Origin of the sequence: Exiguobacterium sp. s6, assembly GCF_018618155.1 — a bacterium.
Taxonomy (GTDB): Bacteria; Bacillota; Bacilli; order Exiguobacteriales; family Exiguobacteriaceae; genus Exiguobacterium; species Exiguobacterium mexicanum_A.
Genome location: NZ_JACSLN010000001.1, coordinates 1,003,232 through 1,019,934 on the forward strand (window position 1 = coordinate 1,003,232; position 16,703 = coordinate 1,019,934).

Genomic DNA, 16,703 nt, shown 5'->3' on the forward strand with positions numbered 1-16,703 from the left:
AAATGAGTCAACGTTTGCTATGGACGTTGATGCCGGTCATGCTCGTCCTGTTTTTAACCGTGTTCGGCTGGTTCGCTTTGAAAGCGGAGCAGTTGTTGACGAGCGAGGTTGAGAAACGGCTACATCGTGAAGCGACCGTCGTCCGCGAAACGGTCAAGACGACGTATGGGGCGTACGTCGCGAATGAAAAAGTGTTGAATCGGGCGTTGAAGTCGATGTATATGCAACAGGCTTCCATTCTATCGGCGGATGGTCTAGAAGCGAGTCAATATTTATTGCGCGACACAGAAGTCGAGCAATTGAGCGGTCGACAAGTCGAGGATCGGTTCATGAATCGTATGGCCGACATCATATCGAACGATGTGAGTGTCAGCGAACAAAAAGACGTGTTTATCGTTACGGCACCGATTCCCGAGTTGAAAGCCCATTATGCGATTGTCGTCATGAAACAGTCGGTGCTCGGCACGATGTGGAATTTAAGAGAACTTGTTCTCGTCGCAATCACGGTCATGCTCGTTATGATGATTGGCTTATTCTCGTTCATGATTCGGCGTGAAATCAAGCCGTTGACGGCATTTGCGGTCCGGCTTCGCGAATCAGTCGCCACGCGTTCGTTCTCAGAGGTTGAACTTCACGCAAAATCGTTTGAAATGCGAAGTTTGGAACGAGAGTACAACACGTTTATCGGGCTATGGAAACGTTCGTTGTTGACGATGCTCGAGACCTCGACCGCTTTCGAATCGAGTCTACCGGTCTTCATGCAACAACTTGATGCGAATCAAGAGCAAGTGACAGGGTTCAAACAAGTTGCCGCGACCGTCGCGTCGACGAGTCAGTCTTATCAGTCGATCACGAACGAATCGACGCACCGCTTTACAGATTTGGCGGGACACGTCCGTTCGCTCGAACAAGAGATCGGTTCGGTTGATCAGCGGGCCGAGGCGTTGAAACAGACGATTAAGACAGAGATTGAATCATTCTCGACTGTCAAAGGAGCCAGCGAGCGATTCGCAAGAAAAGCGAGTGCGGTTCAGAACCGGTTGCTAGAAAGTGAAGCGACGTCTGAACAGGCGGATGACGCACTTCAGAAGATTTTGTCTGTCGCGGCTGCGACGAAGATGTTGGCACTCAATGCCTCGATTGAAGCGGCACGGGCTGGAGAACACGGCAAAGGATTTTCCGTCGTCGCCCATGAGGTCGGCCAGTTGGCGAAAGTAACGAACGAATCGACACTGTCGGCCGTGGCTGCCATCGAAGCCATTCGCTTGGAGCGGGACGAGATTTTCCATGAGATGAAACGCTTCGAAGAAGATATCCTTTATTTAGGCGAGACGTTGCGCCGGGTTGAAGGCGGGATTGAAACCATTGACCAGGAAATGAGAAGACAAATGACGCAGTTCCAATCCATCACCGAGCAAACGACGGCCACCGGACATCAACTACTACATATGGCGGAAGCGAATGAGCAATTAAAAGAAGTCGGCGTGGCACTCGAACGTAAATTAGACGAATTATATGAAGGCGTCGAGGGTTGGTCGGACGTGCAACAGACGTTACAAGGCGCAGGGGTCGACTTAGGCAAACAAAGTCAACGGCTTCAAACCGTATTATCTGATTTGGCACCGACGTTATAACGATAGAAAGCCGGTTCAACGCAAACGTGCGTTGTCCGGCTTGTTTAATGACTTTGATTTGACGGGGATATGACGCAACGGAACAATCAAATAGACGAGGGATAAGAGAACTCCGAGCCAAGTCAATGGAGGTGCGGCATGGTACAACATAACCAGGAGGAGGACTGGAAGCATCGTCATCGCGACTGCGTACGGCCAAGCCTGGCGATACGGCCACGTTTTCTTAGTGCGCCATTTTGTGGCGAGTTGGACGAGAAGGGCACTGAGCGCGACGAACCCCATATAGAAGAAGAGGATGGCGAAGCCATGTAAAAAGATCCACATCGGCCAAAAGAAATCGGGCTGTAATACGATGTAATCGAGCAACGTGACCACAACCGTCAAGACGAGACTCGCCAACATATAGGCGTGGAGTGGGGCGAGGCGCAACCGTAACGCCTGCTTGGACGGGAAGAGGCTATGGCGGAGAAACTGTGACGTTGTTTTGAGCATAAAATCTAACTCCAATCTGTTATAGTACAAATCTAGTAAAACACACGTAAATCATACAGTGGTTTAATAAAACCTTAACATTAAACCTGTTTACATCGAATGGGTGATGCGGGCATAATGAGTAGGGCAATAAAAACCAAGCAAACACAACTAATTCACAATCAAAAGGAGTACAAAAATCGTGGAATACAATTTGCAAGAAATGTTATTCATGTTTTTTGGAGGATTAGGAATCTTCCTCTTCGGTATCAAATCGATGGGAGACGGCCTCCAAAAGTCAGCAGGTAACCGCCTGCGCGACATCCTTGATAAGTATACATCGAATCCGTTCCTCGGAGTACTAGCCGGGATCATTGTAACGGTCTTAATTCAATCATCGTCAGGTACGACGGTCATCACGGTCGGTCTCGTCAGTGCCGGCTTCATGACACTCCGTCAAGCAATCGGGGTCATCATGGGAGCGAACATCGGAACGACGGTGACGGCGTTCATCATCGGTTTCGACGTCGGCGCCTATGCATTGCCGATTATCGCTATCGGTGCGATTCTTCTGTTCTTCTTTAAAAAAGAGAAGTTGCAACACTTAGGTCAAATCTTCTTCGGGTTCGGGATGCTGTTCTACGGTCTTGAACTCATGGGCAGCGGGATGAAGCCGCTCCGTTCGAGCGAATACTTCATCGACTTGACGCAATCGATGAGTGACAACCCGTTCCTCGGTGTCGTCGTCGGTACGGTCTTCACGGTCATCGTCCAATCATCATCAGCGACGATCGGAATCTTGCAAGAATTGTACTCTGGTGGATCGATTCAACTCGACGCGGCACTCCCGGTCTTGTTCGGGGATAACATCGGTACGACGATCACGGCGATTCTTGCTTCGATTGGTGCTTCGGTCGCGGCCCGTCGTGCAGCAGCAGCGCACGTTATCTTTAACTTGATTGGAACAACAATTTTCATGATCTTGTTGATTCCGTTCACGCAGTATATCTACTGGGTCACAGATCTCTTAGCAATCGAAGACAAGATGCAAATCGCTTTCGCTCACGGGACGTTCAACGTCGTCAACACGTTCATCCAGTTCTGGTTCATCGGAACGATCGCATGGATCGTGACGAAATTCGTACCAGGGGAAGATTCAATCGTCGATACGAAAGCACAGCACTTGGATCCAATCTTCATCCAACAGTCGCCATCAATTGCTGTCGAGCAAGCTAAATATGAAGTCATCCGCATGGGCGATTTCGCAAAACTTGGTCTCGATGAAGCACGCAAATATATGGCAACTGGTGATAAGAAACATGCTGAGAAGTCGGCGCACATCGAAGACGCGCTCAACTCACTCAACTCAAAAATCACGGATTACCTCGTGAAGCTTGCCGCTGTCGATTTGACAGAACAAGAATCACAAGAACACAAGACACTCATGCATGCGATCAATGATATTGAACGCATCGGTGATCACGTCGAGAACATCATCGAGTTGATCGACTATAAGACGGCAACGCGCGTCAATCTCTCGGCCGACGCTCAAAAAGAGTTGACGGAGATGTACGATTTGACTCGTTCCACGCTTGAGAAGTCGCTTCAAACGCTTGCGAGCGGCGACATGGTCGAAGCTCGTCAAGTCATCGAGATGGAAGCGAAACTCGACATGCTTGAACGTCAATTCCGTAAAAATCACGTCGTCCGCTTGAACACAGGCGAGTGTGACGGTCAAGCCGGGATGTTCTTCGTCGATATGCTCTCGAACTTGGAGCGCATCGGTGACCACGCGATGAACATCACAGAAATCACGCTTGAAGATGCAAACGAAGGAATCGTTTAATCAAAAAGTCCCTCTGGCTCGGTTGAGCCAGAGGGACTTTTTGTATAGATGTGACTTTTGATTGACAGTCACGCCTGCATTCAGTATATTATTACTGTATAACAACGTGGCGGTGTAGCTCAGCTGGCTAGAGCGTACGGTTCATACCCGTGAGGTCGTGGGTTCGACTCCCTCCGCCGCTACCAATTAGGACCCTTAGCTCAGCTGGTTAGAGCAGACGGCTCATAACCGTCCGGTCGTAGGTTCAAGTCCTACAGGGTCCATTTGTGAACAGCTTTCAGATGAAAGCTGTTTTTTTGTTTTCATTTTTAGTTTTCAAATCCGAAGTCCTGGGTAAATATCCGTTAGCATTTTGTTTTTTGAAAAATATGAAATGAGGCGAAGCGAGATGGAACGAAATCATACGATGATGCAATTTTTTGAATGGCACGTCCCGGCTGACCAGAAGCATTGGAAGCGATTGAAAGAACGGGCTTCCGAGTTGAATGAAGCTGGAATCACCGCATTATGGTTGCCGCCGGTCACGAAAGGCCAGAGCGACGAGGATACGGGATATGGCGTGTACGATTTGTATGATTTAGGAGAGTTTGACCAAAAAGGAACCGTCGCAACTAAATACGGGACGAAACAAGAACTGCTCGAGGCGACAAAACACGCGCAAGAGCTCGGCATGCAGATTTATATGGATGTCGTCTTGAACCATAAAGCCGGTGCCGATGCGACCGAGAAGTTCGATGTGCTCGAGGTCGACCCGGAGGACCGTACGAACGTACTTTCAGAAGAGCCGTTCGAGATCGAAGGATGGACGAAATTCGATTTTGAAGGCCGCAAAGATAAATACTCTTCATTTAAATGGAACTTCCATCATTTCAACGGGACGGATTATGACGCTGCGAACGACAAGAGCGGCATCTTCTTCATCATGGGTGAGAATAAGAAGTGGAACGATAACGTCGACGACGAGTTCGGCGTCTATGACTATTTGATGTTCGCCAATATCGACTATCATCACCCAGAAGTGAAGGAAGAGGTACTCAGCTGGGGCAAATGGTTTATCGAAGAGACGAAGTGTGACGGGTTCCGACTCGACGCGATTAAACACATCAACTATGATTTCGTCAAAGAGTTCAGTCAGACGATGAAAGCTGAAAAAGGTGAGAACTTCTATTTGGTCGGTGAGTTTTGGAAGTCAGAGCTCGAGGCATGCCGTGAGTTCCTCGACAACATTGACTATCATGTCGACTTGTTCGACGTGCCGCTCCATTACAACTTGCAACGCGCCTCGACCGAAGGAGAATCGTTCGATATGCGGACCATCTTTGACGACACGCTCGTCCAGTCCCACCCGCTCCATTCGGTGACGTTCGTCGACAACCACGATTCACAGCCGGAAGAGGCGCTCGAGTCATGGGTCGAAGATTGGTTCAAACAGATTGCTTACGGGTTGATCTTGCTTCGCCAAGACGGTTATCCGTGTGTGTTCTACGGTGACTATTACGGGATCAACGGTCCGCATCCGGCCGAAGGGAAAAAATCGGCGATCGATCCGCTTCTTTATGCCCGTCGTGAAAAGGCATACGGCCAGCAAGATGACTACTTCGATGACGAGCACGTCATCGGTTGGGTCCGTCACGGCAGTGAAGATATCGAGCGCTCAGGATGTGCTGTTGTGATTTCGAACAGCGAAGCAGCTGAGAAGCAGATGTTCGTCGGCGAACAACGAGCCGGTGAGAAATGGGTTGATTTGACGCAGACCGTCGATGAGGTCGTCGAGATTGACGAAGACGGAAAAGGGGTATTTAAAGTGGCGGCAGGATCGATTTCCGTATGGGCATTGCCGGAACAAGACGTCGAGTGAGGCATTACAATTGAGTCAGCCGTCACAAATCTGTTACATTTAAAACGAACGTTGTTCAAACCAATTTTAAGGGGGATTTTAGTTATGGCTAAATTTGAATTACCACAACTTGATTACGCATACGATGCACTTGAACCACACATTGACGCACGCACGATGGAAATCCACCACACGAAACACCACAACACTTACGTCACGAACGTGAACAATGCACTCGAAGGAAAAGATGTGGAATACTCTTCGCTCGAAGACTTGCTCCAAAAAATCGATTCGCTTCCTGCTGACATTCAAACAGCGGTCCGCAACAACGGTGGCGGTCACTGGAACCACTCATTCTTCTGGAAATTGTTGAAGAAAAACGAGAACGGCGCACCGACAGGCGAACTCGCTTCTGCCATCGATGAGGCGTTCGGTAGCTTTGATGCCTTCAAAGATGAGTTCACGAAAGCAGCAACAACTCGCTTCGGCTCTGGTTGGGCTTGGCTCGTCGTGAAAAATGGTAAGCTCGAAGTCACATCGACACCAAACCAAGATTCACCGATCATGGAAGGCGTTCAGCCAATCCTCGGTCTTGACGTTTGGGAGCATGCGTACTACTTGAACTACCAAAACCGTCGTCCGGATTACATCCAAGCGTTCTTCCATGTCATCGACTGGGATTACGTCGCGAAGCTCTACGCAGACGCAAAATAATGACACTGTCCCGGGATTCTATTGAATCTCGGGATTTTTTCTACATTTCATTATTTTGTAAACAAATTATGATATAGTGAAAATCGAGTCTAAAAATAGAAATATCATCGACATATACGTCACCTATACTTATAGAAAGAACGAGTCAGGAAGGAGACAACTGAATTGGCCAGACACCGTGTGAAAGTGCCGAAGAAACGGCGCAACCACCTGCCCTTGCGATTGAACTTATTGTTTTTCATCGTGTTCATCTTGTTCGCGACGCTCATTTTTCGTTTAGGCGTCGTTCAAATCGTCAACGGCGAGTTGATCGCCCGTGAAGTGCAAAAGACGGAATCGAGCAAAATCAAATACGAGGTGCCGCGTGGCAAGATTTACGACCGGAACGGGCAAGTGCTCGCCGATACTATCTCAAACTATTCGGTCATGTACCGTCGTTCGCAAGTGACAAAGACGGAAGAACGGCTCGATGTCGCCATCAAGCTCGCAGACATCGTCGACGTCCCAGAGAAAGACCGCAAAGTGACGGAGCGGGACCGCAAGGATTATTGGATCGCCATCGATCCTGAGCGCTCGCAAGAACGCGTCCAAAAGCTATTGGCCGATCTCCCGGAAGAAGAGCGGGCCGCCTTGTCGAACCAAGATGTCGACCAACTGTTGCTCGATTCGATCACAGAAGCGGAAATCACGTTCGATGATGCGACCGAGGAAATCATCGCCATCAAACATAACATGGAGTCGGGTTACGCCCTCGACCCGCAAGTCATCAAAATCGGGGCGTCTCCGAAAGAGATGGCACTGATTGAAGAAAACTTGGAACTGCTCCCTGGCGTCAGCGTCGAACCGTATTATCAGCGGGATTATCCGTTCGGTGAGACGTTCCAAAGTTTCCTCGGAAGTTATCGTCAAATCCCTGCCGAGCAACGTGCCTCATATCAAGCGAAAGGCTATGGCTTGAACGACCGCGTCGGCACATCTTATCTCGAACAACAGTATGAGGACGTGCTACGCGGAACCCCGGCCTATGACGTCTTTACGACGTATAAAGGGGAACCGGTCGGAGAACCGACTCGTGTCAGCGGGAACCCAGGGAAAGATATCATCTTGTCGACCGACATCGAGTTCCAAAAAGAAATCGATGAGATTTTGAAGAAAGCGATTCGAGCCGGCCGTTCGGGCAGCCCACACTTTGACCGTGCTTTCGTCGTCGTCATGAACCCGCGGACGGGTGAACTGCTCGCCCTATCGGGACAAGAGCTCGACTATGAAACGAACGAATTCAAAGATGTCTCGACCGGGACGGTCCTGCGAGCGAGTCAAATCGGCTCGACGATCAAGGGAGCGACGGTCGCGTTCGGCCTTGAAGAAGAAGTCATCCAACCGGGTGAATACATTTATGACACGCCGATTCGCATCGGCTCGTCACTCAAGTCGTCGTATCGAAACATGGGGAACATCAACGACCTGGATGCCCTCGCTTTGTCATCGAACATTTATATGTTCCAAATTGCCCTGCGGCTCGCCGATTATTACTCGACCGGCCAAATCGTCGGCGACAACGTGACCGAGGCGTTCAATACGATGGAACATTACTACAAACAGTTCGGGCTCGGAATCGAGACAGGGATCGACCTCCCGTATGAATCAATCGGATTCCGTAGTGTACCGGACCGTGTCACGCTCCTCATGGACATGTCGATCGGTCAGTTCATCTCGTACACGCCGATTCAATTGGCGCAGTATACGTCGACGCTCGCGAACGGTGGATACCGGATTCAACCGCACCTATTGAAAGAAATCATCGAACCGGGTTCGCTCGACGAGTCGAACAAGCAAGTCGTCAGCACGTTCCAACCGAATGCGCTCAATAAAGTCGACATCCGTGATGAATTCATTCAACGGGCGCGCCAAGGCTTCCGACAAGGGGTCGAGAGCGGAACGTCTCGTATCCTGCAACAGACAGGAATCACGGCGGCCGGTAAGACCGGTACCGCTCAAGCGATCGCAGAAGGGCCGGATGGTCAAGCGAAGCGCAACGCGAACGGGGAACCGATCAAGACACTCAACTCGAACCACGTCGGCTGGGCGCCGTATGATGACCCGGAAATCGCTTGGGCCATCATCATGCCAGGCCTCGAGGCGGAAGGGATCAACACCCGTGTCGCGCACGACATCATGAAGGCGTACTTTGATTTAGAAGACGTCCAAGCACAGCTCCAGTAAAGAAGTCACTTCGGTGGCTTCTTTTTTTGTCTTTACAATTCTTTTACGTTCCGTTTATTTCGCGTTAATAGTAGTTTATTAGGATGTTAATTGTAGGACAGAGCAAGGAAGCTACAACACAAATCAAAGCAAACTCAAGGAGGACGTCAGAAATGTCTTGGATGAAAAAATCAGCTTTAGTCGCTTCACTCACTTCGGTGGCCATTATCGGTGCCGCGTGTGGAAACAATGAAGAAGGAAACGGCGCAGCCGAAGGTGAAGGACTTTCAGGTAAAGTCGTCATGGATGGTTCGTCTACCGTATTCCCAATCATGGAAGCTGTAGCGGAAGAATACTCAGCTGAACAGCCAGACGTTGAAGTGACGGTCGGGGTTTCAGGTACGGGTGGCGGATTCAAACGTTTCGTCACTGGTGAGACAGACTTCTCGAACGCATCACGTGAAATCAAAGAAGAAGAAGCGGCTGAAGCCGAGAAGAATGGCGTTGAGTACACACAACTCGCTGTAGCGCTTGACGGTCTCTCGCTCGTCGTCAACCCAGAGAACGATTGGGCCCAAGATATCACGATTGATGAATTGAACAAAATGTGGACTGATTCGAACGTGAAGACATGGAAGGACGTCCGTTCAGACTGGCCGGATGAAGAAATCTCATTCTTCTCACCTGGTAAAGATTCAGGAACGTACGACTTCTTCAACGAAGCAGTCCTTGAAGATACAGACATCCGCGAAGACGCACAATTGTCAGAAGACGATAACGTCCTCGTAACAGGTGTCGCCGGTACGAAAGGTGCGATCGGATTCTTCGGATATGCGTATTACATTGAAAACAAAGATACGCTTCGCGCATTGAACGTCGAAGGTATTGAGCCGACGACTGACACAATCAATGATCTTTCATACCCGCTCTCACGTGAGATCTACACATACGTGAACAACGCGTCGTTGAAAGATAAGCCGCAAGTCGCTGACTACACGCGCTTCTTGAATGAAAATGCAGCAGCCCTTTCAGAAGAAGTCGGATATGTCGGAATGGAACAAGCACGATACGATGAGAACGCTGAAGTGATCGACGAGATCGCTGGCGAGTAATAGCGCAGAAGGCAGAAGGTGAGAGTCGCTCTCGCCTTCTCGCCGTGCTTTCTAGTATGAAGAGGTAGGGAGCGATACACGAGATGAATCAACCAAACAAAGGGCTGTCAATTCGAGAGATGATTGAAGCCAATAAGAAAAAGAAATATAGTACGACGAACGTGTTTGATAAAGTCATGCCGTTCTTATTATTCTTGAGCGCATTCGTTTCGGTCGTCACGACGGTCGGCATCGCGTTCACACTCGGTTTTGAACTGTTCAAGTTTTTCGAGCGCGTACCGGTCGCCGAGTTTTTAGGCTCGACCGAATGGTACCCGCTTAGTGCCGATCAACGGTTCGGCGTCTGGGCCCTCGTCATGGGAACACTCCAGATCACCGTCATTGCCATGATTGTCGCTGTCCCGCTCGGTTTGGCATCGGCGATTTATTTGAGCGAGTACGCATCTGAGCGTGCCCGCACCATTTTGAAGCCGATTCTTGAAGTGCTCGCTGGCGTTCCAACGATTGTCTTCGGATTCTTCGCTTTGTCGTTCGTTACACCGATTTTGCAAGCGTTGATTCCAGGGCTTCAAATCTATAACGCACTCAGCCCGGGGATCGTTGTCGGAATCATGATTATTCCGATGATCGCTTCTATTTCGGAAGACTCGATGAGCGCCGTACCGAAAAAGATTCGGGATGGAGCCCTCGGTCTTGGCGCGACACGTCTCGAAGTCGCCATCAAAGTCGTCATGCCAGCCGCGCTCTCAGGGATTATCGCCTCGATCGTCCTCGGGATGAGCCGGGCCATCGGTGAGACGATGATCGTAACGATCGCTGGTGGGTCGCAGCCGAACTTCGAGTTCAACCCGCTCAACGCGATTCAAACGATGACGGCGTATATTGTCCAAATCGCCAAAGGTGATGCAGGATACGGGACAATCGAATACTACAGTATCTATGCGGTCGGTGCGCTATTGTTCGTCTTCACCCTTGTGATGAACCTATTCGCGAACTGGGTGACGCGCCGCTTCAGAGAGGAGTACTAATATGGCATTGCCGAACAGTGAGTTCAAGAATACGAAGAACTTGATGGATCGTGATTCGGTTTCACAACGAATCAAACGCCGTCTTCAATTGAATGAGATTTTTAAATATATCTTCTTAGCGGGGCTCGTTTTCGCCCTGCTCGTCTTGTCGACGTTGATTTATGACGTCGTTTCTAAAGGTGGCGGCTGGGTGAATTTAGATTTCCTCCGCAACTTCCCATCCCGTCGTCCTGAACAGGCCGGGCTGTACCCTGCCTTGATTGGGACGTTTTGGTTGATGCTTCTCATCGTCCCGATGGTGTTTGTCATCGGTGTCGGTGCCGCGATTTATCTTGAAGAGTATGCACCGAAGAACCGCATCACGTCGTTTATCGAAGTGAACATTTCGAACTTGGCCGGCGTGCCGTCAATCGTGTTCGGTTTGCTCGGATTGACCATTTTTGTACGTGTCATGGAACTCGGGAATTCGATTATGGCCGGAGCTTTGACGCTCGGACTGATGAGTCTACCGATTGTCATCGTCGCGTCGCAAGAAGCGCTCCGCTCGGTCAAAATGGAGTTGCGTCACGCATCGCTCGCGCTCGGAGCCTCGAAATGGCAGACGACGTTCAACGTCGTCTTGCCGTCGGCGATTCCAGGGATTATCACAGGGATCATCTTGGCCGTATCACGTGCCATTGGCGAGACGGCTCCGCTGATCATGGTCGGAGCGGCGACGTTTATTTCGACGACGCCGAGCAGCGTGTTCTCGGACTTCACAGCGCTCCCGATTCAAATCTATAACTGGACGAGCCGTCCGCAAGCGGAATTCCAAAACTTGGCCGCTGCCGGTATCATCGTTTTGATGACGATGTTGATCATCATGAACTCGGCCGCCATCTATATCCGTAACAAATATACGAACCGACATTAAGTCGTAGCAGTAAACGAGGAGGACTCTCGAGATGATGAAACAAAAAGAACTCAAAGGAGATCATGAAGTGAATACAACGACGACCCAACCGAACGAAACGGTGATGCAGAAAGACAGTGCCTATGTCGTGAACAACTTGAACTTATGGTATGGTGACGATCAGGCGTTGATTGACGTCAATCTCGACATCAAGCAAAACGAAGTGACGGCCATCATCGGTCCGTCGGGTTGCGGGAAGTCGACGTTCATCAAGACGTTGAACCGGATGGTCGAGCTCGTCCCTTCGGTGCGTACGAACGGTGAGATTCTTTATCACGGACGCAACATCTTTGACCGCGATTATCGGGTCGAAGATCTTCGGACGTCGGTCGGTATGGTATTCCAACAGCCGAACCCGTTCCCGAAATCTGTGTATGACAACGTGGCATACGGGCCGCGCACGCACGGAATCAAAAACAAGAAAGTGCTCGATGAAATCGTCGAACGTTCGCTTCGCGGCGCGGCGATCTGGGATGAAGTGAAAGATCGTTTGAACGAGAACGCCTATGGCCTCTCGGGTGGTCAACAACAACGTCTCTGTATCGCTCGTACGCTCGCCATCGAACCGGACGTCATCCTCATGGATGAACCGACGTCAGCGCTCGACCCGATTTCGACGCTTAAAGTCGAAGAGCTCGTCCAAGAGTTGAAAGAGCAGTACTCGATCATCATCGTCACACACAACATGCAACAAGCGGCTCGTGTATCGGATAAGACGGCGTTCTTCTTAAACGGAGAAGTTGTCGAGTTCGATGCGACCGACAAAATCTTCTCGAATCCAACTGATAAACGGACTGAAGATTATATTTCTGGCCGGTTCGGTTAAGAAGGGGAGACAATCATGGCACAAAATCGCACATTCTTTGATATGAAGTTAAACGAATTAGAAGATAAAGTCGTTCGCTTGGCGAACTTGACGATGCGCCAGACGGCGACCGCCATCGAGGTGCTCGAGAAACGTGACCTCGAGCTCGCCCAGACGGTCATCGACAACGATAATGAGCTTGACGACCTCGAGCTCGAAATCAACGACGAAGCCATTCTATTGATCGCGAAACAGCAACCGGTCGCAACCGACCTCCGCCGCTTGATCGTGACGATGAAATCGGCGACGGACCTTGAGCGGATTGCGGACTATGCGACGAACATCGCCAAAGCCGTCGGCCGTATCGAGCACGTCCCGTACGTCCTCGACATCAAACCGCTCAAACAGATGGCCGAGCAGTTGATCGACATGCTCGAGCTCGCGACGCGCGCTTACCGGAAGGGCGAGGTCAGCCGGGTGCGTGAATTGAATGAGATGGATAAAGTCATCGATGATTTGAACTTACAGACAATCAAACAATACATGGGATTCGTTCCGAATATGACGGTTGGAACGAACGACGTGTATGAGTTTTCGAACATCGCCCGTTATTTAGAACGGATGGGTGATCACGTGACCAATTTCGGAGAACATCTCATTTTCCTTGAAAAAGGGAAACATTATGATTTAAATCAGTGACAAGAGTGGTAAAGAACAACAGACCAGTTGTTCTTTACTTTTTTTTTGTGCAGGAATTCACGGATAAGGAGCGAATAGTAGAACACATGGATTTTTTTTAGGAAGGGAGCCACACATATATGGAAGAGAAAATCGTTTCCTTGAAACAACAAGGACTGACGTTAAAACAGATTGCAGAACAATTAGATATGCCAATCGGGAAAGTCCAATACGCTTGGCGTAAATGGCGTTCCCAACACGGGGAGCCGGCGAAGCCGGTAGCCGCACCAAAACGAAAGACTGAAGGGAAGAAAGCAATGACATCTAAATCGAAGCAAGTACCCGCCTCGTCTGTGAAGCAGGTCGCTTCGACGCTGCAACACGAGGAGCCTGCCCAATCACCGCTTCTTGACAAAGGTCCAGAAGGGTTCTGGAAGCTCCCGGACCGCTACGATCAAGATTTGATGCATGCGGTCGTCCAATCACCGAACGCCGTCTACGTCTTCTGGGAAGTGTCGGACAGCGTCAAAGAGACGCTCTCGATGCAATTTATGCGTCCATGGGAAGACTTGCCGAAAGCGTTCCGCATCCTTGACATCACATTGCTTGATTACGCGAGCGGGCATGCGAACCGGGCGTATACGTTCGAATTGCCGGAGATGACGAACAGTTGGTTCGTCCGTCCGCTCGACCCGAATACGACATACGTCTTTGAGTTCGGGATTCGGACGATGGAAGGGGAATTCCTTCCGCTGCTCGCCACATCGCCGATTGACACGCCACGAGCTGAGCCGGCCGGGCACGGTCGTTTCGCTGAACCAGTGCGCCGTTGGCAGTACGGGGAAGTCGAGGCTCCTGAATTACTCGATACGTTACCAAAATATTCCGCATACCGATTCGTGCGCTGAGGAGGATTTTTTAGATGAAACCAGGTTATTTTTCACTCGTCCTTCATGCCCACCTTCCGTACGTGCGACATGAAGAGAAACATCGATTAGAAGAGAGATGGGTGTATGAAGCCATCTCCGAGACCTATATCCCGATTTTATGGCAAGTCGACCGTCTACAAAAACCGCTCCATTGGACGGTCAGCATCTCACCACCAGTCGTCGAGATGCTCGCTGACCCGCTCGTTCAGGACCGCTACGTGGAACACTTGGATGAGATGCTCGAATTGATTGAGATCGAGCTCGCCGAAGGACGGAGCGAACAGGAAGTTGAGACGCTCCATTTTTATCGCGGGCGCTACAACGATTTGAAAACAACGTTCCTGCATTGGGAGAAAAACTTGAACCATGCGTTCCGTACATATCGTGAGCAAGGGTTCATCGATATGGTCACGTGTACGGCGACGCACGGCTTCAACCCGCACTTGTTCACTGAGCAGGCGGCTCGCGCTGAAATCCGGACGGGACTGAACTGTTTCGAACGTCATTACGGGTTCCGTCCGACCGGCATTTGGTTACCGGAATGCGCCTACACGCCAGGTGTCGACCGTATCCTTTATGAAGAAGGGATTCGCTATACGTTCGTCGATGAGCACGCCTTGCTCGAAGCTGATCCGACGCCGGAGAAAGGCATTGGCGCTCCGGTCTACTCGCCACATGGCGTCGCCTTGTTCCCGCGTGACCAAATCATCTCCGGAAAAATCTGGAGCTCGATGATCGGGTATCCGGGCCATCCGGACTATCGCGAGTTTTATCGTGACCTCGCCTACGATCGCGACTGGGAGTATATTGAAAAGTTCATGCATCCGGAAGGAATTCGCTTCGATACGGGCTTGAAGATGCACCGCATCACGGGCGACTCGGATGAGAAAGACTATTATGTCCGCGCCTGGGCCGAACATCAAATCGACAACCACGCCCTCGATTTCGCACAGACGCTCGAAGGGCATCTCGAGGCCCACGGTGGACAGATGTTCCCGCCGTTCCTCGTGACGGCACCGTTCGATGCTGAGCTGTTCGGACACTGGTGGTTTGAAGGACCCGAGTTCCTCGGGAAAGTCGCCGAACGGCTCGAAGAGTTTGGCATCGAGACAATCACGCCAGCCTTGTTCCTCGAGCGTCACTTCCAAGACCTCGAGACGGTCCACGTATCGATGAACACGTGGGGACGTAAAGGGTACGGCGACGTCTGGATCAACGAACGCAACGAATGGATGCTACGTCACTTACACATGATGGAGACGCAACTCGTCAAAGACGTGGCCGACTATCGTCACAAGTCGCCACTCGTCGACCGGACACTGATCCAACTCATTCGCCATTACGTACTCGCTGTGTCGAGTGACTGGGCGTTTATCCTCGACGGGCAGACCACGGCCCAATATGCGGCAGAACGGTTCCGCGAGCATACGCGATTGTTCGCCGAACTCGAGACGGCACTTTATCAAGACAAGCTATCGGACGAGTTGCTCGCTGAACATTATCGCGCGTATCCGTTCCTTGACGATGTGGACATCGACATCGACACGTTCTTGTCGCCACACGACTATTATGTGACTACGGAGCGTGGCCAAGAGGACGAGGCGATCCTCGTCTTGACGCCTGAATATACAGGCAACGTCGTCGGGGACCTCGGTCGTCGCGTCATCGACGAGGTCGAGGCACGAGCAGCGGACGGGGAGACAGTGTACGTCTTGACACCGTTCAAAGAAGGGTTGCCGGAATATGAACGCCACAACCGTGTTCACGTGTACCGCGTTCGCCTGACGAGCCCGTTCTTGGAGCATGTGATGAACCAAGTTGCGGCTCAAAACGTGGCCTACGTCAAACTTGCACATGAGCTTGTCTCGAAAGTCACCTTCAAAGCGATCCATCAATTCGATTGGATGACGATTACAGCGGCACGTTCACTTGCGAAAGCACTACAAGTTCCGTTATACTCAACTATGTTGTCATTTGAAACGACTCGCAATCCGCATGGACACGGCGGACTGTTCGACGCAATCCATCGAATCGAGAGCAGCATCCTCGCTGAAGCCGATACGGTCTTTATTTGCGAACAACTGTCGACCGAGGAAGTCGGAATGCGCTATCCGATTGGCGATAACGTAAAAACCTGCCTGCCGCTCGATGCTTCGCCATACGGGCAGAAACGTTTGAAAAAGAACACGAAATAACCTTGCTTTTTCAAATAAAACTTGGTAGGATAATTGAGTATGCTTAGACTGTAAAGCAAAAGCACTTGATACAACATCAGTAAGATGGGAGTGAAAGAAATGCGCGTTAAAATCACACTAGCTTGCACAGAAACAGGCGATCGCACGTACATCACGAAGAAAAACAAACGTAACAACCCAGAGCGCCTCGAATTGCGCAAATACAACCCACGTCTCCGTCGTCACACGCTTTACCGCGAAGTGAAATAATGAGACTGGCCGTCACTCATGTGGCGGCCTTTTTTTTGAACAAGGGGGAAT

The 16,703-nt window shown here is 50.5% G+C and carries 14 protein-coding genes and 2 tRNA genes; 15 read left to right on the forward strand and 1 reads right to left on the reverse strand.

All coding sequences use genetic code 11. The annotated features are described in order from the left end of the window. Positions 1-2 precede the first annotated feature (2 nt). Complete coding sequence (locus KNP75_RS05135) at positions 3-1,634, forward strand: methyl-accepting chemotaxis protein (protein WP_251128193.1); 1,632 nt, start codon at positions 3-5, stop codon at positions 1,632-1,634. 15 nt (positions 1,635-1,649) lie between these two features. Here KNP75_RS05135 and KNP75_RS05140 read toward each other — a convergent pair whose 3' ends face one another. Further along, complete coding sequence (locus KNP75_RS05140) at positions 1,650-2,126, reverse strand: hypothetical protein (RefSeq protein WP_251128194.1); 477 nt, start codon at positions 2,124-2,126, stop codon at positions 1,650-1,652. A 181-nt stretch (positions 2,127-2,307) separates the two neighbouring features. Here KNP75_RS05140 and KNP75_RS05145 point away from each other — a divergent pair, with 181 nt between their 5' ends. The 14 genes from KNP75_RS05145 to rpmG all read left to right on the forward strand — a co-directional run bounded on the left by KNP75_RS05145 (position 2,308) and on the right by rpmG (position 16,652). Beyond that, positions 2,308-3,951 (forward strand): Na/Pi cotransporter family protein, encoded by a 1,644-nt coding sequence (locus KNP75_RS05145; RefSeq protein WP_034778062.1) that lies wholly within the window; start codon positions 2,308-2,310, stop codon positions 3,949-3,951. A gap of 108 nt (positions 3,952-4,059) precedes the next feature. Then, positions 4,060-4,136: transfer RNA gene (locus tag KNP75_RS05150), tRNA-Met, on the forward strand. Between the two features lie 4 nt (positions 4,137-4,140). After that, positions 4,141-4,214, forward strand: a tRNA-Ile gene (locus KNP75_RS05155). 125 nt (positions 4,215-4,339) lie between these two features. Next, positions 4,340-5,809 carry an alpha-amylase gene (locus KNP75_RS05160; protein ID WP_215189982.1) on the forward strand — a complete coding sequence of 490 codons (1,470 nt, stop codon included), beginning with the start codon at positions 4,340-4,342 and terminating at the stop codon, positions 5,807-5,809. Between the two features lie 84 nt (positions 5,810-5,893). Then, positions 5,894-6,502, forward strand: coding sequence for a superoxide dismutase (locus KNP75_RS05165; RefSeq protein WP_034778058.1), 609 nt, complete (start codon positions 5,894-5,896; stop codon positions 6,500-6,502). A gap of 165 nt (positions 6,503-6,667) precedes the next feature. After that, the gene (locus KNP75_RS05170) at positions 6,668-8,725 is read left to right on the forward strand and encodes a peptidoglycan D,D-transpeptidase FtsI family protein (RefSeq protein WP_215189983.1); all 2,058 of its coding nucleotides are present in this window, start codon (positions 6,668-6,670) and stop codon (positions 8,723-8,725) included. Positions 8,726-8,877: 152 nt separating this feature from the next. Next, positions 8,878-9,816, forward strand: a complete 939-nt coding sequence (locus KNP75_RS05175) for a PstS family phosphate ABC transporter substrate-binding protein (protein ID WP_215189984.1) — start codon at positions 8,878-8,880, stop codon at positions 9,814-9,816. 83 nt (positions 9,817-9,899) lie between these two features. Continuing rightward, positions 9,900-10,844: a phosphate ABC transporter permease subunit PstC gene (gene pstC, locus KNP75_RS05180; RefSeq protein ID WP_138859246.1), complete on the forward strand. Its 945-nt coding sequence runs from the start codon at positions 9,900-9,902 to the stop codon at positions 10,842-10,844. 1 nt (position 10,845) lies between these two features. After that, complete coding sequence (gene pstA / locus KNP75_RS05185; protein WP_034778052.1) at positions 10,846-11,757, forward strand: phosphate ABC transporter permease PstA; 912 nt, start codon at positions 10,846-10,848, stop codon at positions 11,755-11,757. Between the two features lie 103 nt (positions 11,758-11,860). Next, positions 11,861-12,622 (forward strand): phosphate ABC transporter ATP-binding protein PstB, encoded by a 762-nt coding sequence (gene pstB / locus KNP75_RS05190; protein ID WP_052090224.1) that lies wholly within the window; start codon positions 11,861-11,863, stop codon positions 12,620-12,622. 15 nt (positions 12,623-12,637) lie between these two features. After that, positions 12,638-13,300 (forward strand): phosphate signaling complex protein PhoU, encoded by a 663-nt coding sequence (gene phoU / locus KNP75_RS05195; RefSeq protein ID WP_034778050.1) that lies wholly within the window; start codon positions 12,638-12,640, stop codon positions 13,298-13,300. 119 nt (positions 13,301-13,419) lie between these two features. After that, positions 13,420-14,187: a DUF4912 domain-containing protein gene (locus tag KNP75_RS05200; RefSeq protein ID WP_214763225.1), complete on the forward strand. Its 768-nt coding sequence runs from the start codon at positions 13,420-13,422 to the stop codon at positions 14,185-14,187. 14 nt (positions 14,188-14,201) lie between these two features. Further along, entirely contained in the window at positions 14,202-16,403 is a 2,202-nt protein-coding gene (locus KNP75_RS05205) for a 1,4-alpha-glucan branching protein domain-containing protein (RefSeq protein ID WP_214753107.1), read from the forward strand. A gap of 84 nt (positions 16,404-16,487) precedes the next feature. Beyond that, the gene (gene rpmG / locus KNP75_RS05210; RefSeq protein WP_255313299.1) at positions 16,488-16,652 is read left to right on the forward strand and encodes a 50S ribosomal protein L33; all 165 of its coding nucleotides are present in this window, start codon (positions 16,488-16,490) and stop codon (positions 16,650-16,652) included. Positions 16,653-16,703: the final 51 nt, after the last annotated feature.